This window comes from Shewanella sp. VB17 (genome assembly GCF_013248905.1).
Lineage (GTDB): Bacteria > Pseudomonadota > Gammaproteobacteria > Enterobacterales > Shewanellaceae > Shewanella.
Map to the genome: position 1 here is coordinate 1,410,484 of NZ_JABRVS010000001.1, position 20,718 is coordinate 1,431,201.

Genomic DNA, 20,718 nt, shown 5'->3' on the forward strand with positions numbered 1-20,718 from the left:
CTATACGCTCTGCGATTTCATCCTTGAAACCGAAGTCCTCGAGCTCACTTACACATGATTATTTATCTCTTCGATTTAGCTTTAGTGATTGCTAACGCGGTTTTGGACAGAAATCATTTAGTGCTTAGGCTTTAATATTTACAATTCACATTATCATGAGTAATGCAAAGCTTGAAGTAAGAGTTAAGAAAGCGGGTTTATTTTCACTAAGAGATGGGTGGACTGTCGTTCACTCTCGAAATCAAGAAGCTAACCAGAAAGTTTAGTTAGGACATTTTATTGTTGAGAGTAAATGAACTGCCCTCGACTCTGGCATCCTGCTTCGCCCTACCTCCTAAGTCTGACTTCCAAGGAAAGGAAGAAATGTCTGATTTTGTATGGAACAAAATAGACCATTTAGTCGTGTGCGGAGCCGCATGCAGGGTGGTGTGGGGGCTGGAGGTTAGAGACCTCAGGCTACCCGATTAGATTTTTTTCATTACGACATCTCTTTTATACTTACCAAGTAAATGTTTATCATTTGCCCAAGAATAAGCACGTCGAAACTCAACATCATTCAAATTATCTTCTCTAGTGAACCCTCGCCCGTATATTCCAAAACCCTTACCCATTTGTGAGTTTTCAATTTCTTGTAATATTAACCTAACTTTTTCCAACGTCTTTAAATATCTACCAACAACAGGAACCATATCCCGTGTTTTAATTGGCGAAATTATATATCTATGAACAATTATATTGCGCAAATTATATAGTTCACTCAACTCATTAACTATTGACTGGTTAATAACGTCTAACTGAAGAGCATCATTGAACACTGCTCGCTCCATTAATCCTCTTTCACCCTCGGCTTGAAACAGATACTTAATATCAATTTCATCGGTTTTATCTCTGAGCTGTTTGGTAATAACAATACCTAGTCTAAGGTACGCATCAATTATATTTGCACATACAATAATGCTTTCAATATTCGATTCAGATTCTACAGCTGAATTTAGGAGATCATGGGATGCACATAATGACGCAAGAAACTGATCGTACTTATCAAGATTTACAGCTAAAGGTCTGTCTTTTTCTGGAACAATTGTAATTGATTTTAATACAGCCTTAACAATCTCGAGCTGTTTAGTTACTCTTACATCACCTTGAAGCTCATGGTTATATATATACTTTCCGATCAATGCTTGATCGTCAATCTGACCGCAAAAAAGATGGGCATTAAACTCTTCATCATCCATTCTTGAGTGTGACCAACCAGATTTAGAGTTCCCCTTATTATTGGGAGCAAGCTCAGTCAATGGGTAGCAGCTTAATTGAAAGCATCCAACAAAATATTCATATAATTCAAAGCTATAAGGAGACTCTTCCTCAACATCTTCAAAAGCTGAGTTTTTATACTGCCATTCTATTGGAATCTGCATAATCAAAATTCCATTTGGTTCAGTCCAATGTTTCATTCATGATATCCAAGTTTAGAGCAAGTGAAATCTAACGCCTCATTAAGAGGCTAAAATGGAGCGAAGCGAACAGCACGCTGTATTTTAGTCCTGCTTGAATGACTTGTGTACGCCCAGTATGGGCATGAACTAATGAGGTGAAAGTCCTCTGTAGGAAGATCACCGTTACTCTTTCTAAAAGAGAATAACTTACTGTTATTAAACGCTAACTACTAGCGAATGGCAAGGGCTTAGCCGCGAGGCTTGGTCTGAATGACTGATATGTTGCTCCTGCAATATCTGCATTTCCACCATCCTTGGTGGTCAAGCCGCTAGCCCTATTTACGATTAAAGAGTGCGAGCTGATGAACAAGAACATCATATGAGGCGTAGGCTAGAGGTGAGTTGGCACAAGACGACGAAACCACGTGATCTAATAAACAGTTAACTAAGCCACCCATAGTTAAAACACTGACGTCATGCCCATACTTTTTTGCTAGTCTTCGCCAGTAATGACAGCTGCCACATCCTTCCATTGGGACTATTGATGTAGTCGATTTTGCCAGCAGTTCTTAGCTTCTTAGGACTAATGGCCTTATTTAATATTAACTCGCCATGTCTATCTATCTATCTATCTATCTATCTATCTATCTATCTATCTATCTATCTATCTATCTATCTATCTATCTATCTATCTATCTATCTTACAAATCTGGATAACGTTTTTTGCTAAATCAAGACCGATGATCTGAGTATTTATCATAAAGAACTCCTGTATTTTGTCATTCGAACCATCTTACCTTAGTTAATAGGATGGTGGAGTTCATACATCGATTAACAGCCTGTAACTCAATGTACAAGATACCTTTTTTGCTCAAAATATTTATCTGTCAATAAAATCACTTGGTTTAGTGAATCAAAAACAGCAGTTTTAATTACAGTTAATTCTTTATGAGTAGAATTACGGCAACATTCCTTAAACATAACCTCGCCATGTGCAATTTTGTTTCTCTTGTTTTTGACTATGACCAACTTTTCTTTATTTAAACTCGTTATTTTTCCTATTCCATAACGCCCCATTATTTTACTTAACTCTCTGGCATCGAGGTTGCCTGAAAAAAGGTTTATCTTTTTTGTAAGCTCATCAAAATCAGGAAATGTAAGAGAGTTACCAATAATCAAATTCAAAACTACTTGTTGCTTTTTTTTACTTTCATTGAACATATAGTATTCAACATAAAGCTTTTTTAGTTGCTCTGACAATTCTGAATATTGGTGACGAGAAACTTTCTCATGAACTCTCTCGAGTATTAAGACCGCTGTAGATTCTATTACATTGTAAAGAAGTATAATGAATGCCGATTTTAATATTGCTACTTTATTCACACTTCCTGTTTCGTTAGAAACATCTTGAATGTGATTAATTAAAATTTCTGCTTCCAGTCGTTTCTCTTCAAAATCATATTTAATAGTATACAAGGCTGCCACCTACCTATTAATTAACTGACGTTTTACAAAATCTATGCGCTTGTTAATTTTATCTGGGCTATGAGTACGGTGCGTACCAGAGATTAGACGTTTGAAACTTTGATCTTTAAGCCACTCACCTGCGTCCAGTTTTGATGTATTAAGGGCATTACCGTTTTGAAGAGCTAAATGTACACCAACAGAAATTGCTTCAAAGAGAATTCGAGTTATTGAACTTCCATGTTTCTTACGAAAGCCACTTTCAAAAACATCATCAACAAACTTTAACATATCATTAAATTGCTTCTGTTTTATTTCCTTTTCGTCAGAAGTAAAAGTCTTATTTTTAGCTTCCATATATTCGTCGAGCATTACACCAATGCCTCGTCCGTATGTAGGAAATTTAGGATATGTGTCCATTAATGCGAAAAACCTAAGAATTAACTCTTCGTGTTCTTGTCTATTTATTACACTTTTCCCTAAAGGAGCTAACTTAACAAGCAATTGATTTTTTGCACATTCTTTGTAAATAAAATCATTAAAGGTTCCTGGATAAATACCTTTCCTCTTCTCCATGTTACGTAGTAAATCACTTCCACGGTTTATACGCTCGAATAGATCATTTCGAACTTCTTCTGTAGCTGATTCAGAAAGAACGATCATTCTTATTGGGGTATTCTTAATTTTTTTCTGACGAGATTTAGGTAAATCACTAAACGTTAAATCATTTAGTTCCGTCAGCTTTTCGAGTCTCATTAGCTTTAGATCGTCCGAGATAAATGCAGCTAATGTTCTTATTCGCTGCGACCCATCTACAATTTCAAGTCGACCTTGAGCATCTTCAGCCATAAATACGATAGGAATTGGAAGCCCTAAAGTAATTGATTCTATTAGTCGTGATTGACGTACTTCATCCCATACAAAATCACGTTGATATTCAGGAACAAATATATCGTTTTCTTCTGTTTCAATATCGGTTAAATATTTTTGAACTAAGAATTCGATTGTAAATTCTCTTGTATCAAAATCTACAGTTTTCTTTTCATCTAATATTTGTTTTTCTATATCAGTTAATTTTTGTTCACTAAGCATGTTTACTCCATTTTGTTATGATGCTTGATAAATATCCACTCGATTCCAGTGAGGCTGCTAACAGCTTATTGATTAGCAGCAGGATAACCTCCTGCTTTCTTGTAAGTTTCTTCGCCAAAATATCACTTGTAAGTGTTTGTTGTAAATATATTATTTAACAAAAAATACAGGTTAAATATGACAATTTAGCAGATAAAAAAGATGCATAGGTGTTTACGAGGTCTGCATAGCACTTTTATATATATTACAAACCATTGATAATAATGAGTTAATGTTTAACAGTTAGTATTATCGATGCGCCAATCCAACGATTTATGAGAAGAGATGGGACAGGCATAACTTCTAGATTATGTAAAAACCTTTCAGATTAGCTTTTCTAAAGAAAAAACCTTATTCAGTTTGATTGTCTTTTAGCCTGCAAAAATGATAAAGGGGCAATAATAAGTTAGCAAGCTCAACCACAAGCTAAAATCGAAGAGACACGTTTACTTACAATCCAATAATGTTAACTCAGAAGCGTAACAATGTGTTTAGTCTTTATTCAAATTTTTCCGATTTTAGTGCTGCTATTTCATCGTTTAATAACGGTCGCATTTCGCCTTTTTTGAGCTGACCAAGCGGTAATGTTTGTATGCGTACCCGTTTTAGGTCAATCACTTTAAATCCCAATGTTTGAGCAGCTAACTAAGCCACCCATAGTTAACAACCCATAGTTAACATAAGGCAAACTTACCCTTTATAACCTACAATACCCCCCCCCGAGTATGGAAATCTCTAAGTTGTTGATTTTAAAGTGCATTTGTTATTGTTATTGTTATTGTTATTACTTAATCGCTGCAATTGCACTGAGTGGACACCCATAATATTTTTAACCTATCCTTGTGGTTAGAATATGTCCATCAGTTTTATGGACTGTCTTAAGGTTCTTGTGTCAGGATGGTTAGATAATCGTGCTAGATAAATCACTAATAAAGCCAAATTGAAGAGACACACTTGCTTGAAATAACGGGTGTAGATATGGCTGCGAGCTTCCAAAACAATGCTGGAAATGTTCCTTACATTTCTAGGCATTTCCCACATCCTTGTAGGTCAGAGGTTTTGGCAGAGCTCACTGGCCTATTCAGTTCCATACTGAATGAGGCATTGCCACCGTCCGTGGCGGTCAGATGTACTTGCAGCGTGTCACAGACCTTTGTTAAAAAAGGTGCACAGATCCCGCTGAGCAAGCGATAGGGAACCTGAAGGTACGACTTTCAACATTCCACCTAAATACCCAATATCCAATATCCAATACCAAATAAATCAAAACAGAAAATGTGATCTGCTTCATTCGAAGCGAAAAGCCACCGTGATGATAAACGATGGCTTAAGCTAACCGCTATTGAGTCGTCGCTATTGGGCGTAATTCAACATCCGATTGTGCCATCAGATAAGCAAATTGTACGTATGCGGCGACATTTTGCTGTAGTGCTGCAGGGTCTATTTTATCCAGTGTATCATTAGGAGTGTGATGATAGTCAAAGTAGTCTCGGCCATCTTGCTTTAAGGAGGCTACAGGCACACCTTGTGCTGGTAATATGGATACATCAGGGCCACCCGATGCTGTGTTTGATCCCAGTATCAGTCCATTATTTGTCATAACGGCACTGAGTTGGTGTAATGCCCCTAAGTTTGCTTCGTTGACGCGATAGTCTATTTGATAAATACTGCCTGCACCGAAATCTGACTCTGCGGCAATATAATGTTTAGCAAGTTCATGTTTATGTGCTTTAGCGTAAGCTTTAGCGCCAATGATACCCACCTCTTCTGCGGCATAAAGCACAACGCGTATCGTGCGAGCGGGTTTATTGGGGAGTTGCTGGATTAACTTTGCTGCAGCAGTGACGATGGCGACACCAGCGCCGTCATCAATCGCGCCTGTCCCTTCATCCCAAGAATCTAGGTGCGCGCCAATGAGTACTATTTCTTCAGGTTTACTGCTACCTGTGACTTCAGCAATTACATTATAAGAGGTCGAATCCCCTTGGCTTTGTGGTGACATGGTAAGGGTTAATACTACATTAGGATCGCGCTTAAGCATTAAGTTAATCTGATCAGCATCAGGATTAGACATTGCAGCGGCAGGAATTTTTGTTATTCCGTCTTGGTAGCGCATCATGCCAGTATGAGCCATGCGATCGTGATCGGTTCCAATTGAACGTATTACAATCGCAACTGCGCCTTTCTTTGAGGCAGCAACAGCCCCTTTAGAGCGTCCTCCTACTGTCTCACTGTATCCTTTACCTGTTATATACCTTTTAGTGACATCGTCGATAAAAACAATTTTCCCCTTAATGCTATCTGCTGGCGCTAACTCTAATGTTGCCAAGCTATCAAAACGCACAATAGGGGCGGTTATGCCTTGTGTTGGGGTTGCAATACTGCCACCTAAAGCGGTGATCACTATCGGCTGTGGGTAAGGGGAGATGAGTTCAGCTTTGGCGGATCCACGAGACCAAACGGGGACCTGAACCGCTTCTTTATATACCTTATCGAAACCTAATTGATTGAGTTTGTTTTCAGCCCAGTGAACAGCCACTAGATCTTTGTTGCTGCCCGCCAATCTTGGTCCTACTTCAACGGTTAATGATTCGACTAATTCATAGGCGAGGTTTGAGGTAAGGGCGCTTTGCTGTAGTTGTGCTGCCACGATGTTTTCGGGTTTGGGTGGTGACTGGCATGCTAACAGTGGGGTTAACAGACACGTGGTGAGAAAAATACGGCAATGCTTTTGCATAATGTCCCTTTTTTATTATGAGTATTTTATTATTTGACAATAATTTAGCAAAAAATATGAGCGGTGTCTCGATAGGATTGCTCAAGTGGTTATGTCGATTTTTTTAGCGTCATGCAAAGAGCGGGGGGGTATCGAAATAAAGAGTATAAAAAAACCGGCCTAAGCCGGTTTTTATCGCAAAATTAGAAATTTAAGCAGCAAGTGCTTTAATTCTAGTATTTAAGCGAGCCTTATGACGGGCAGCTTTATTCTTATGAATAAGGCCTTTAGTTGCCATACGGTCAAGGATTGGTTGTGCAGCATTAAATGCTTCAGTCGCCGCAGCGTGATCACCAGCGTGGATAGCTGTGATGACTTTTTTTACGTATGAACGTAACATTGAGCGACGGCTAGCGTTATGCTGACGACGCTTTTCAGATTGAAGCGCGCGCTTCTTTGCAGACTTGCTATTAGCCAAGGTGCAACTCCTATAAAAGGGTTAGATATTTTAAAGGTCGGGAATATGCCTCATTTTTGTCACTTTGTCAATGACAATGGTTGAATCTTTATCTTAAAGATAAATTAATTCAACCTGCTTGGCTATCTTCGACCTAACTCGTGTAATATGGAGCGCGATTCTAGCAGGAATTGCCGGAAGGTGACAGAGGATAAGCAATGATTGCGATTGTTTTACTGAAATTTTTGATACAATCTAGAGCCTATTTTGAATAAAAAATTAGTTAAGTCAGGGGTTATCGTGAGTGCGATGACACTCGTTTCTCGTGTCATGGGGCTGGTTAGGGATGTGGTTATAGCCAATCTCATGGGGGCCGGAAGTGGTGCAGATGTTTTTATTTTAGCCAATAAAATCCCCAACTTTTTAAGACGATTATTTGCAGAAGGTGCTTTTGCGCAAGCATTTGTACCTGTATTTACCGAATATCAGCAAAAAAATACCGATGCAGAAGTGCAAGAGCTTATCGCTAAAGTCACAGGAACATTGGGTGTTTTAGTGACGATTGTGACGGTGGTCGGTGTCATTGGATCGCCATTATTGATGGCTTTATTCGGCAATGGCTGGTTTGTCGCGTGGCTTAATGGTGAACCTGACGGTGAAAAATTTGAACTGGCTTCGCTACTGCTAAAAATAACTTTCCCTTATTTATGGTTTATCACTTTTACGGCGATGGCGGGGTCAATCCTCAATACTCGAGGTCGGTTTGCCGTTTCTGCATTTACGCCTGTATTTTTAAACATTACTATTATTGGTGCGGCTCTTTTTCTTGCGCCCGAGTTAGACAAACCTGAGTTAGCGCTTGCGCTTGGTGTTTTTTTTGGTGGGGTCATCCAATTTTTATTTCAGCTTCCTTTTCTATTTAGAGAAAAAGCCTTAGTTAAGCCCTCTTGGGGCTGGCATCACCCTGGTGTTGTGAAAATTCGAACCTTAATGATCCCAGCTATTTTTGGCGTCTCGGTGTCACAAATTAATCTTCTATTTGATACCTTTATTGCCAGCTATTTGATGACGGGATCAATCAGTTGGCTTTACTATTCTGATAGATTATTAGAGTTCCCCTTAGGGTTATTTGGTATTGCGATAGCCACTGTGATTTTGCCTGCATTGTCTAAAAAGCATGTGAATGATGAGGGTGACGGATTTAGAAAAACCATGGATTGGGGGGTTAAAGCGATTCTTTTATTGGGTATGCCTGCCATGTGTGGCTTGATATTGTTGTCTAAACCTATGTTAATGGTTTTATTTATGCGGGGGGCTTTTACTATTGATGATGTTGACATGGCTTCTTATAGCTTGATGGCTTATGGCAGCGGTTTGCTGAGTTTTATGCTTATTAAGGTGTTGGCGCCGGGGTATTATTCTAGACAAGACACCAAAACACCCGTTCGCTACGGGATTATTGCGATGGTAAGTAACATGGTGTTTAATGTGATTTTTGCTATCCCATTTGGTTATGTTGGCCTAGCAATAGCGACTTCGTTGTCGGCTTTGTTAAATGCGGCGTTGTTATACAGAGGTCTGCATAAAGCTCAAGTTTATCAAGTCAGTAAGCAAACAGGGCTCTTTTTTGGTAAAGCAGTGATATCTTGTATGGTGATGAGTATGGTGTTAATGCAATTTATACCGAATCAAAATAGTTGGTTGCAACAAATGTTTACCGAGCGTGCTTTAACACTTTTAGCCTTGATTGGGGCTGGTGTTGGGAGTTATCTTGTGAGTATGATAGTGCTAGGGATCCGCCCTTGGAAAATTAAAACGGGTCTGTAAATCACAGCGATACACGATACCAAGTCAGATCATTGCTGATAATCCATGTCAGCTAGTATATAATCCGCACACTTAGGCTTGCTAGTTATAAATGTAATGGAACTAATCCGCGGTATAAATAATATTTTACCAGCACATCACGGTTGTGTTCTCACCATTGGTAATTTTGATGGTGTGCATCGTGGTCATGCTGAAGTTATTTCAAAGCTCGTAGAAAAAGCGAGAAAGCTAAACGTACCTGCCACTTTGATGACCTTCGAGCCTCAACCGCAAGAGATGTTTAGGGGAGAAAATGCCCCCGCGAGATTAAGTACTCTGCGGGATAAAATAGTCTTGCTTGAAGAGCTCGGCATAGATCGCTTAGTGTGCATCAATTTTAATGCTAGGTTTGCTGAAATGTCAGCGAAAGATTTTATTGACACCTTACTAGTGAAGTCTCTTGGGGTTAAATACTTAGTTGTCGGCGACGACTTTTGTTTCGGTAAGGAGAGAGCTGGCAATTTTGAGATGCTTAGGTCGGCAGGCGAAAAACATCAATTTGCCGTGGTGAGCATGCAAAGTTTCCTTCTTGGTGATAAACGCGTGAGCTCTACAGAGATTAGAGAGTTGCTTGCTAAAGGAAAAATGGAGCAGGCAAGGCGCTTATTGGGTCATCCTTTTACTTTGTGTGGCCGGGTTGCTCATGGTCAGAAGATAGGACGCACCTTAGGGTTTCCTACGGCAAATATTGCTTTGAAGCGTCAAGTGAGTCCGGTAAGGGGCGTATTTGCGGTGACCTTGTATTGGGACAATAGTGATGTTTATGATGGTGTTGCCAACGTTGGCTTTAGGCCTACGGTAAATGGACAAAAGTGCCAATTGGAAGTACACATTTTTGATTTTGATGGCGATCTGTATGGACGTACGGTCGAAGTTGAATTAGTAGCAAAAATTAGAGATGAACAGCCTTTCCAGTCTCTGGAAGCGCTGAAAACACAAATTAACAATGATGTAAATAAAGCCAAAGATCTGCTTGGCTTCGATGCAAGCTAAACCTTAAATTAGCAAACATGAATGGTATAGGATTAATGAGCGACTATAAATCTACTTTGAATTTGCCGGAAACAGAGTTTCCGATGCGTGGTAATTTGGCTAATCGTGAGCCGGTTATGTTGAAATCTTGGGCTGAAGATGATCTGTATCAACAGATCCGTGAAAGTCGTATTGGTCGTAAGCCTTTTGTTTTACATGATGGACCTCCTTATGCGAATGGCAGTATTCATATTGGTCACTCAGTCAATAAAATTTTAAAAGACATTATTATTAAATCTAAAACCTTGTCTGGTTTTGATGCCCCTTATATTCCAGGTTGGGATTGCCATGGTTTACCTATTGAACTCAAAGTTGAGCAAAAAGTGGGTAAGCCTGGGCATAAAGTGACCGCGGCAGAATTTCGGATTAAGTGCCGTGAATATGCAGCAAAACAAGTTGATGGACAGCGTGATGACTTTATCCGTCTAGGTGTGTTTGGTGATTGGTATAATCCTTACCTGACAATGGACTACAGCACAGAAGCGAATATTGTGCGGTCTTTGTCAAAAGTGATTGATAGTGGTCACTTACACAAAGGTGTTAAGCCTGTGCATTGGTGTATCGACTGTGGCTCAGCTCTTGCTGAAGCAGAAGTTGAGTATGAAGATAAGACCTCGCCTGCCATTGATGTCGCTTTTGTCGCTGTTGATAAAACCACTTTGTTGACTAAATTTGGTGTCGATGAGTGCCATGGTGAAATATCCATGATTATCTGGACCACGACCCCTTGGACGCTGCCTGCTAACCGTGCATTATCCATTGCATCTGACATTGAATATGCCTTAGTTGAGTGCATGATTGGTGATCAAACCAGAAACCTGATTTTGGCTGAGCCTTTGGTTGAGTCATGCATGGAGCGCTATGGCGTTAGTGCGCATAAGGTATTAGGTAAAGCTACTGGTTTATCCTTGGAGTTATTAAGATTTAATCATCCTTTTTATGATTTTGATGTGCCGGTTATTTTAGGTGAACATGTCACGGTTGATTCAGGTACTGGGATCGTGCACACAGCACCAGGTCATGGTCAAGATGATTTCGTGGTCGGTCAGAAGTATGGAATTGAAGTGGCCAATCCTGTTGGCGATAATGGGGTGTATAAATCAGACACTGATATTTTTGCCGGTCAGCATGTATTTAAGGCAAATGACAACATTGTTGCGTTTCTCAAAGAGAAGAATGCCTTAATAAAGCATGAAAATATTCAGCACAGTTATCCACATTGCTGGCGCCATAAAACGCCTATTATTTTTAGGGCGACGCCACAGTGGTTTATTTCTATGGAGCAAAACAGCCTTAGAAAGCAAGCGCTAAATGAAATAGATAAGACGCAATGGATCCCAGATTGGGGTCAAAATCGCATTGAAAAAATGGTAGAAAACCGCCCTGATTGGTGTATTTCTCGTCAGCGAACTTGGGGGGTACCAATCGCCTTATTTGTTCACCGTGAAACCGAAGAAATCCATCCAGACAGCACTTCATTAATGGAGCGAGTGGCCAATAAGATTGAGCAAGAAGGGATCCAAGCTTGGTGGGATCTTGATGCAGCTGAATTATTAGGTGATGAAGCGGAACAATACCGTAAAGTGACTGACACGTTAGATGTCTGGTATGACTCTGGTTCCTCTTTCTCATCGGTTGTAGCTTCACGTCCTGAATATCAAGGCCATGAGATTGATCTTTACCTAGAAGGTAGCGATCAGCATCGTGGTTGGTTTATGTCATCTTTGATGATCTCTACCGCGATGAATGGTAAGGCACCTTATAAACAAGTGCTGACTCATGGTTTTACCGTCGATGGTAATGGCCGTAAAATGTCAAAATCTATCGGTAACGTGATAGCGCCTCAAACGGTGACCAATAAACTTGGCGCCGATATTTTGCGTTTATGGGTTGCCGCGACTGATTATACTGGCGAGATGACGGTGTCTGATGAGATTTTAAATCGCAGTGCTGATGCGTATCGACGTATTCGTAACACGGCAAGATTTCTACTTGCTAATATTAATGGTTTTGATCCTGAGCAAGATACAGTACCAGTCGAAGAGATGGTTGCACTGGATCGTTGGGTTGTGCGCCGCGCGACAGCGTTACAAGAAGAACTACTTGAAGCTTATGAGCAGTATAACTTCCATACTGTGACACAGAAGCTAATGCAGTTCTGTTCAGTCGAATTGGGCAGCTTCTACTTAGATATTATTAAAGATAGGCAGTACACCGCCAAAGGTGACAGCCATGCTCGTCGTAGTTGTCAAAGTGCTTTGTATTTAATTTCAGAAGCGATGGTTCGATGGGTAGCACCTATTCTTACTTTCACAGCCGATGAAATTTGGCAATTACTGCCAGGTAAACGTGAAAAATACGTGTTCACTCAAGAGTGGTTTCAAGGGTTGAGATCCGTGACGACAGAGACAGATCTTAGTGACGAATATTGGTTAACACTATTAGCGGTACGTGCTGAAGTCAATAAGGTCATTGAGCAAGCGCGTCGTGAGAAAAAGGTCGGTGGGTCACTTGAAGCTGAGATCACCTTATTTGCTGATGAAGCGCTAGCGTCGACTTTAGCCACCTTAGGTGATGAACTTAGATTTGTATTGCTGACATCTAAGACTCAAATTTTCGCGTTGTCAGCGGCACCTGCCGAGGCTATTGAAACCGAATTAAGTTCGCTTAAATTGGTGATGAAAAAGGCTGAAACAGAAAAATGTGAGCGCTGTTGGCATCACAGGGAAGATGTGGGGCAAGTTGAATCGCATCCAACCTTGTGTACTCGCTGCGTCACAAACATCGAAGGTGATGGCGAAGTTCGTCAGTTCGCTTAAAGCTAGAGTAACGGCTCTTCGGAGCCGTTGTTTTTTTGCAATGTTGTTGTGAGGTTTTAAAAGTTCTATTTTTAAAATCTTGATCATACCAACCTAAGAGTAAAAAGGATCGATAAATGCCAACTAACTGGAAAGAGAGTGGTTTGCGTTGGTATTGGGTTGTTGTATTGGTTTTTATTGCCGATCAATTATCTAAGCAATGGGTATTAACTCATTTTGAATTGCGTGAATCTGTACAGCTATTGCCTTTTTTTAATTTTACTTATTTACGAAATTACGGCGCGGCTTTTAGTTTTTTAAGTGATGCTGGTGGTTGGCAACGTTGGCTATTTACGATTGTCGCGTTAGGTTTTAGTACTCTCTTGACGGTTTGGTTAAGAAAGCAACCGTTGCAGATGTGGCGCTTAAATGTAGCCTATACCTTAGTGATTGGTGGGGCTTTAGGCAATTTGATTGACCGATTGCAGCATGGGTTTGTGGTTGATTTTCTACATTTTTATTGGAAAAGTAATCATTTTCCTGCGTTTAATATTGCTGATTCTGCAATTTGCATTGGTGCAGGTTTAATTATCATCGATTCCATTATTACAGATAGAAACGACAAAAAAAAGCAAGCTCAAAATAATCATTCTGCGAAGGAGTAATCACATTGGCTGATACACGTTCTATATTATGTCATATGAATATCATACTTGAAGATGGCTCGACTGCTGATAGCACTAAAGCGTCAGGTAAGCCTGCTAAGCTTAATGTGGGGGATGACACGTTAAGTCCAGCATTTGAAGCTCAGATAATAAACTTATCTGAAGGTGATAAACATCGTTTTACACTCCAAGCTGTGGATGCTTTTGGTGAGTCGAATCCAGATGCGATCCATCATATGGACAGAAGTAAATTTCCAGCAGATATGTCACTTGAACCTGGTGTCATTGTTAGTTTTGGAGGACCTGGTGGAAGTGAGATCCCCGGCATGATCCGTGAGATTGCTGGTGACTCAGTGACCGTTGATTTAAATCATCCATTAGCAGGACAAGTGGTGACTTTTGAACTTGACGTTGTGCAGGTGTTATAGCATATGCAAGTAAAGAATAATCTTCAGATTAAACTGGCGAATCCACGCGGTTTTTGTGCGGGTGTCGATCGGGCAATTAGTATTGTTGAACGTGCTTTGGAGTTATTTCCAGCGCCCATTTACGTTCGTCATGAAGTGGTACACAACCGTTATGTTGTGGAGGATCTGAAAGAGCGAGGGGCAGTGTTTGTCGAAGAGCTTGATCAGATCCCTGATAATAGCATTGTGATTTTCAGTGCCCATGGTGTGTCTCAATCGGTGAGAGCTGAAGCTAAACATCGCGGGTTGAAAGTATTTGATGCAACTTGTCCTCTTGTAACTAAGGTTCATTTACAAGTCACTCGAGCAAGCCGTAAAGGGATTGAATGTATCCTAATTGGGCATGCAGGGCACCCTGAAGTTGAGGGAACCATGGGTCAGTACGATAATCCTGACGGTGGCGTCTTGTTAGTTGAATCGCCAGTCGATGTTGAATCACTCGTGGTCAAAAATCCGGATAATCTTTGTTTTGTGACCCAAACAACCTTGTCCATGGATGACACTGCAGATGTTATTGAGGCGCTGCAAAAGCGTTTTCCAAGCATTGAAGGGCCGCGTAAAGATGATATTTGCTACGCGACTCAAAATAGACAAGATGCGGTCAGAAACATTGCTGATGATGTAGACTTGTTTATTGTTGTAGGTTCTAAAAATAGTTCTAATTCTAATCGTCTTAGTGAGCTGGCTCAGAAAAGAGGAACCCAGTCTTATTTAGTCGATAATTCAGATGACATAGATTCAACGTGGTTTAAAGGTGTGGCAAAAGTCGCTGTTACTGCAGGGGCATCAGCTCCAGAAGTACTTGTTCAGCAAGTGGTAAAGGCTATTGCTAAATTAGCACCCAGTGTCGTGACAGAAGTTGAAGGACGCAAAGAGGACATTGTTTTTGCGGTTCCAGCTGAATTAAGACCTTAATTTAGAAAGTTTATCTTTTAAAAAAAGGAGGCTAATAGCCTCCTTTTTTATTGCTGCATTTTCACTTGTGTTCTAGTTAAGGTATTTTTTAGACATTAATATTCCTAGGTAAGATCATCAATTAAACTACCATTAATCTAAGTGGCGATTGTTGTCGCTGATGTTCTATTTTTGAAAGAGCAAAATAGGTAAAGAGGTAACTTTGACGTATGTAAATAACCAGACAAAGGGGTTCTCTTTAATTGAAGTGTTAGTGTCGCTGGTGATATTAGTGATAGGCCTGATCGGTATTTTTAATCTACATCTTGTTTCTAAAAGAAGCAGCTTTGAATCATTTCAACAGACTCAAGCCTCTTATTATACTAATGATATTATCAATCGCATGAAACTGAATCGCACACAATTACTGACCTATAATGGCATTTATACGGGGCAGCTTACACAGCCAAGTACCTCTTGTGATATTGCAGTGGGTATGGCTACAGTGGTGTGCAGCAATGCAGAAACTCGTGCGTGGGATTTGTACAGCTGGGAACAATTATTCAGTGGGGCTTCTGAAAAAATTAGTGGTCGCGATGTTGGTGGCTTAGATACTCCTACTGCGTGTATTGAAGCTCAAGCCAATGGTCAGGTCCTTGTGGTGATGACGTGGAGAGGGATCCGATCGCTTTCAGATGGTGCAGAGAATGCAGCAGGTGATGGCGCTGCTTTTATTAAGAATTGTGGCAGTAGCAATAAACGGCGCCGCGTTTATTCAATCAATACAGTGATTATATAGATGGCAAATCTCATCGGCCAAAAACAGAAATTCGTGACAGGTTTCTCGTTAGTTGAGTTGATGGTTGCTATGGTGATGAGCTTATTTCTTTCTGCTGGATTGTTCTCGATGTTTACTATGTCTGCAACTAATGTAACAACAACAAGTCAATTCAATCAACTGCAAGAAAATGGTCGAATTGCACTGGCATTAATAGAAAGAGATATTAGCCAACTGGGCTTCATGGGAGACATGACAGGAACAGATTTTATACTGGGGACTAATACGCAAATTCCTGCAGGGGGAGTTAACAATGATTGTGTCGGTGCTGGGGCAAACAATGCGTCGTTACCCAATAATAATCCGTCTCATTTTAGGCGTCTCTGGGGTTACGAAAGTGGGGTAAGTGGTGATTCTTTTACCTGTCTTAATGGGGTTAATAGTGGCACCGACGTATTACAAATAAAAAGATTTATCGGTCCAGCGACCACGACGCCTAACCTTACTACTCGATATTACGTTGCTGCGACGCCTAATCAAGCGATATTTTTTGCCGGAATATCAGCTTGGCCCGTGTTACCAAATGCAAGATTTTGGGAGTACCAACACCATATTTACTATATCGCTAACGATGATGATATTCCAGTATTAAGACGGAGAACATTAAGTGTTAATAACGGGATGGCGAATGAAGATCAACTGGTTGAAGGTATTGAAAATATAAGGTTTTTGTATGGGTTTGATAATGATGGTGATAACACTGCTGATAGCTTTATGCCGGTGCAAAATGTCACTAACTTGATGTGGGACAATGAACTTTTTCAACGCCTTGTTGCGATAAGGGTCTTTGTGTTAATAAGGGCGGTCGAAGAAGATAATCACTACACTAACAATACCAGTTATACATTGGGTGATAAAACGATTTTAGCCCCCAGTGATCATTATAGACGAAAAGTGGTGTCGACTACCGTGGTACTAGAAAACCCAGTGTTAATGAGGTAAACACAGTCTGTTTCACATGCTGTGTTAAATTGTTTGGAGTCAATTAATGAAAAATCAAAAAGGAATCGTCCTGTTTTTTTCACTGATCATATTGGTCATCATGACTGTGATTGGCACCGCTCTTGCTGTTAACTCTACTCAATCCATCAGAATGGCAGGAGCAGGCTCTGAGCGTATTGAAGCTATGGCAGCGGCTCACGGTGCCTTAGACAGTGTTATCAATACTCATCAAGGGGTCGCGCTTTCCAATTTAACGGACGTCTTTAATGCTGGTACGATCTTAGGGGTTACCAGTACCATTACTCCTTTACAACTTGACGATGTAAGTTGCCAACGCAGTGCAAACTCAAGCTCTGTCAATTTAGTCAGTTGTCGTCGCTCGGAGATCTCTAGCGTGTCTAGTTTTGGAAGAAGCAATATGGGGCGGTTAATCGTCGTTGCTGGAGTAGAGCAAGAAGTGCTCTCTGGGGGGTAAAGATGAAGATTAAACGTTTGGTGTGTGCAGTTTTATTTGCTTTAGTGGCAATGTCGGCAGGGATATTTGCTGATGATACTGAGCTTTATGTTGTGGAGTCCTCATTACGAACAGGCGCTAATCCTAAAGTGCTGATCATTTTTGATAACTCTGGCAGTATGGGGACGATTGAAGAGGATACTCCTGACGCATATGATGCGAGTGAAACTTATGAGGCAATCAGCTCTGCACATGCGTATCAAGATGATAAAATCTATTTTACCAAAGGAGCTGGTATTGATAATGCTGGAACTGATATACCTCTAAGCCCTTCAGATTCAAAACGTTTTTTAAAAGATATTAATGGCTGCCATCAAAGCTGGGCGCTCATTGAGAAGTATGGCCGTTTTACTGGGTTTGTTGGAGAGTATCGACTGCAGGGGCAATCTGGATCTTGGGGAGAGCTTAGAGATAACAGTGGTGCTAATTTTGATACGATAGATTGTTTAGAAGATATTCAAGAAAATGACCCAGTAAATGCTAAAAATAAAGATGGAACTCCCCATCCTAATGGTTTCCCTATTGACGGTGTTAAGCAGGGCAATACTCCTCTTCCATACAGTACGACAGGGGCAGATACACAGCTTGGGTTAGGTGAAGCGGTGACGTTATACACGGCTAATTATCTTCGTTGGCATGCGGCTGCAGTAGCAGGAGTACTGCCTACCGGCCCCGCATCTCGCTTAGATATTGCTAAGGCAGCGATAGAAACGGTGATTAATACTAATACTTCTGTCGATTTTGGTTTGGCTTTATTTAATATGGATTACCCCTCTGAAGGGGATAGAGATGGCGGTCGAATTGTATCTAAAATTCAGAAAATGACCACCTCATCCAAAAGTGCCTTATTATCGACCATTGATGGCATACCTGCTGATACTAATACGCCCTTGTGTGAAACTCTTTTTGAAGCATATCGATATTTTTCTGGTAAATCAGTTTTATATGGTAAAAAGGATTCCGATTATTCAAATTGGTATGATGGTAATAATCCCCCAAGAGATATTACAGCTGAATCGGGTTCTAATTACATATCCCCATTTAGATTATGTCCTGATGGGGCTTATGTTATTTATATCACCGACGGTGTGCCAAGTCAGGATACCTTTGCCGATACTGATATCGCCTTATTGACTGCAAGTGGGGTGACAGAACAAGCCGGTGATAAAGTTGTCGCGCCATTGTACACCTCTTTTTCAGAAAGCCTTTCTACTCCAAATTATCTCGCAGCCTTATCCAGTTATCTTTACCATAATGATTTAATCATATTGCCAGAAACTTTGAGTGACGGCACGACCACTGAGCATATGCAAACGGTTAAGACCTTCACTATTGGCTTTAGCGCAGGGGCTGCAGATGCTGCACCATTATTGAAAGAAACGGCAAGAAGAGGGGGTGGGCTGTATTTTTCAGCAACAGGTGGGCTAGGATTAGCGGCCGCTTTGAATGAGGCTTTACTTACTATTATGGAAACGGATGCGAGCTTTACTTCCCCCAGTATCGCCAGTAATAACTTTGATAGAACTCAAACATTTGATTCTGCCTACTATGCCATGTTTCTTCCTGGAAGAGGACCAAGGTGGAGTGGTAACCTGAAAAAGCTCAAGGTGACAGGAAGTGGTGTGCTAGTGGATAAAAATGGCGCGGTAGCGATAGGCGATACGGGGGATATTAAAGATACTGCTTGTACCTTCTGGAGCTCATGTACGCCTAAGGCTGATGGCAAAAAGGTCATAGAGGGCGGTGTGATAGAGGCCCTGCAACAAGCAACCCCTTCAACGGGTAACAGTGCAAGGGTTATTTATTCTAACCTTACTAATCCTATGTCTCATTTATCTCAGGTTGCTAGTTCAACGTTGTCGACGAATATGGGGATCGTTGAAGCTGATGTGAATGATACTGTTAAATGGTTATATGGCTATGATGTCGATCTGGATAATTCTGGTGGCAGTGTCACTGATTTTAGAAGTGATATTATGGGCGATCCGTTACATTCTAAACCGTTAGCGCTAAATTTTGGTACAAAAGCAAACCCAGATATTCGTATTATATTAGGCACTAACCAAGGTTTAGTGCACATGTTTAAGGATAGCGGAAGCGCTGTTGAAGAGAGTTGGGCGTTTATACCGAGCGAGCTGTTGAGCCATGTGCCTATTTTGAGGAAGAATATCGCCAATGGTGGCCATTCAGTTTACGGTATGGATGGCTCGCCTGTGGCCTATACTGAAACAGATGCAGGAGGCAAGGTGAATAAAGCTTGGGTATTTATGGGGATGCGGCGTGGTGGCTCATCTTATTATGCATTAGATATCTCATCGCCTGATTCACCAAAAGTAAAATGGATTATTACGCCAAATACCGATGGTTTTAGTGAGCTTGGACAAACTTGGTCAGATCCTATTGTGACTCATGTGCCAGGGCACACTGGGCCGGTTTTAATTTTTGGCGGTGGATACGATAGCTCTCTTTATGATGCAGCAACGGTTCCTGGTACTGCTGCGATTAGCGGTAAAGCTGTTTATATTGTTGATGCTGATTCTGGTGGGTTAATTCATGCTTTTACTGGTACGGGCAGTGGTGGGACTAAAATTGCTGGGATGCTGGATAGTATCCCCAATTCAGTGGCGATTTTAGACAGTAACAATGATGGTGCAACCGATCGTATTTATGCTACTGATGTGGGGGGGAATGTATGGCGAATGGATTTAGATAGCGCCAATATGGGTCAATGGAGTGGTTATAAATTTGCTGAATTAGGTGGGGGCACATTAACCAGTGATAGACGTTTTTTTGCTGAGCCCGTAGTGGCTCAGACCACATTCAGTAATATTTCAAAAGTGGAGATCACAGATGATACAGGTACCACGACGACGACTTCATATCAAAATGTGCCTTATGATGCAGTCGTCATAGGCAGTGGTAATCGTCCTCACCCAACTAGCTATGATACCTTGGATAAATTTTTTGTATTGCAAGACCGTAACGTAACAACACGAAGTTTGGTGGGTGAAACCGCCCCAGAGGTTATCGACTTTAGTTTACTTTATAACGTTACTTCGGCCCCCCCAGTAACTGAGTCTGAGAACATTAGCTTTGGCACTAAGCTTGGTTGGTATTATGATTTTACCTCAGCGGGTGAAAAGTCATTAACTGCAGCCTTGATAGTCGATGGGAAAGTGTTTTTTACATCATTTGTTCCATCGGTTAATGCCATTTCTGATCTGGTATGTAGTAGTTCTGGGCAAGGTAGACTTTACCTATTTGATTTACATAAAGGCACCAGAAGCTATGAGCATATTTATTATGAATTAGGAGAGCGAGTGCCAGATACGCCACAAATAGTGATCCCAGCTCCAGATGAGGGGGATGAATCTCATATTTATATTATCGGTGTGGGTAAAGGAGACGTAGAAGATGGGGAATCAACGGGAACAATTAATGTCGGTGCAGGGCTAGGTGTGAATAAAATCTATTACCATGTAGATGAGTAGATGAAGT

The 20,718-nt window shown here is 40.8% G+C and carries 15 protein-coding genes; 10 read left to right on the top strand and 5 right to left on the bottom strand.

The genetic code is table 11. The features are described from left to right. Nucleotides 1-464 precede the first annotated feature (464 nt). The 5 genes from HQQ94_RS05945 to rpsT form a co-directional block, all read right to left on the bottom strand. Nucleotides 465-1,454, bottom strand: coding sequence for a hypothetical protein (locus HQQ94_RS05945; RefSeq protein ID WP_173293546.1), 990 nt, complete (start codon nucleotides 1,452-1,454; stop codon nucleotides 465-467). A gap of 828 nt (nucleotides 1,455-2,282) precedes the next feature. After that, entirely contained in the window at nucleotides 2,283-2,912 is a 630-nt protein-coding gene (locus HQQ94_RS05950) for an MAE_28990/MAE_18760 family HEPN-like nuclease (RefSeq protein WP_173293548.1), read from the bottom strand. Nucleotides 2,913-2,921: 9 nt separating this feature from the next. After that, a complete protein-coding gene (locus tag HQQ94_RS05955) occupies nucleotides 2,922-3,992 on the bottom strand; it encodes a DUF262 domain-containing protein (RefSeq protein WP_173293549.1) in 1,071 nt (356 codons plus the stop codon). A gap of 1,378 nt (nucleotides 3,993-5,370) precedes the next feature. Further along, complete coding sequence (locus HQQ94_RS05960) at nucleotides 5,371-6,768, bottom strand: M28 family metallopeptidase (protein ID WP_173293551.1); 1,398 nt, start codon at nucleotides 6,766-6,768, stop codon at nucleotides 5,371-5,373. A 190-nt stretch (nucleotides 6,769-6,958) separates the two neighbouring features. Beyond that, the gene (gene rpsT, locus HQQ94_RS05965; RefSeq protein ID WP_173293553.1) at nucleotides 6,959-7,225 is read right to left on the bottom strand and encodes a 30S ribosomal protein S20; all 267 of its coding nucleotides are present in this window, start codon (nucleotides 7,223-7,225) and stop codon (nucleotides 6,959-6,961) included. A 246-nt stretch (nucleotides 7,226-7,471) separates the two neighbouring features. Here rpsT and murJ point away from each other — a divergent pair, with 246 nt between their 5' ends. The 10 genes from murJ to HQQ94_RS06015 all read left to right on the top strand — a co-directional run bounded on the left by murJ (nucleotide 7,472) and on the right by HQQ94_RS06015 (nucleotide 20,711). Beyond that, complete coding sequence (gene murJ, locus HQQ94_RS05970) at nucleotides 7,472-9,031, top strand: murein biosynthesis integral membrane protein MurJ (protein ID WP_173293554.1); 1,560 nt, start codon at nucleotides 7,472-7,474, stop codon at nucleotides 9,029-9,031. A gap of 96 nt (nucleotides 9,032-9,127) precedes the next feature. Beyond that, nucleotides 9,128-10,063: a bifunctional riboflavin kinase/FAD synthetase gene (ribF, locus tag HQQ94_RS05975; RefSeq protein WP_173293556.1), complete on the top strand. Its 936-nt coding sequence runs from the start codon at nucleotides 9,128-9,130 to the stop codon at nucleotides 10,061-10,063. A gap of 35 nt (nucleotides 10,064-10,098) precedes the next feature. Beyond that, nucleotides 10,099-12,921, top strand: coding sequence for an isoleucine--tRNA ligase (gene ileS, locus HQQ94_RS05980; protein WP_173293557.1), 2,823 nt, complete (start codon nucleotides 10,099-10,101; stop codon nucleotides 12,919-12,921). A gap of 116 nt (nucleotides 12,922-13,037) precedes the next feature. Beyond that, nucleotides 13,038-13,565 carry a signal peptidase II gene (gene lspA, locus HQQ94_RS05985; RefSeq protein ID WP_173293558.1) on the top strand — a complete coding sequence of 176 codons (528 nt, stop codon included), beginning with the start codon at nucleotides 13,038-13,040 and terminating at the stop codon, nucleotides 13,563-13,565. A gap of 5 nt (nucleotides 13,566-13,570) precedes the next feature. Beyond that, on the top strand, nucleotides 13,571-13,993 hold the full coding sequence (gene fkpB, locus HQQ94_RS05990; protein WP_173293559.1) for an FKBP-type peptidyl-prolyl cis-trans isomerase: 423 nt from the start codon (nucleotides 13,571-13,573) through the stop codon (nucleotides 13,991-13,993). Between the two features lie 3 nt (nucleotides 13,994-13,996). After that, nucleotides 13,997-14,947 carry a 4-hydroxy-3-methylbut-2-enyl diphosphate reductase gene (gene ispH, locus HQQ94_RS05995; RefSeq protein ID WP_173293560.1) on the top strand — a complete coding sequence of 317 codons (951 nt, stop codon included), beginning with the start codon at nucleotides 13,997-13,999 and terminating at the stop codon, nucleotides 14,945-14,947. Nucleotides 14,948-15,149: 202 nt separating this feature from the next. Beyond that, nucleotides 15,150-15,725 (top strand): type IV pilus modification protein PilV, encoded by a 576-nt coding sequence (gene pilV, locus HQQ94_RS06000; protein WP_217274002.1) that lies wholly within the window; start codon nucleotides 15,150-15,152, stop codon nucleotides 15,723-15,725. Continuing rightward, nucleotides 15,726-16,706 carry a PilW family protein gene (locus HQQ94_RS06005; protein WP_173293561.1) on the top strand — a complete coding sequence of 327 codons (981 nt, stop codon included), beginning with the start codon at nucleotides 15,726-15,728 and terminating at the stop codon, nucleotides 16,704-16,706. A 46-nt stretch (nucleotides 16,707-16,752) separates the two neighbouring features. After that, a complete protein-coding gene (locus tag HQQ94_RS06010; protein ID WP_173293562.1) occupies nucleotides 16,753-17,181 on the top strand; it encodes a PilX N-terminal domain-containing pilus assembly protein in 429 nt (142 codons plus the stop codon). A gap of 2 nt (nucleotides 17,182-17,183) precedes the next feature. After that, entirely contained in the window at nucleotides 17,184-20,711 is a 3,528-nt protein-coding gene (locus HQQ94_RS06015) for a pilus assembly protein (RefSeq protein ID WP_173293563.1), read from the top strand. The last annotated feature ends 7 nt before the right edge of the window (nucleotides 20,712-20,718 follow it).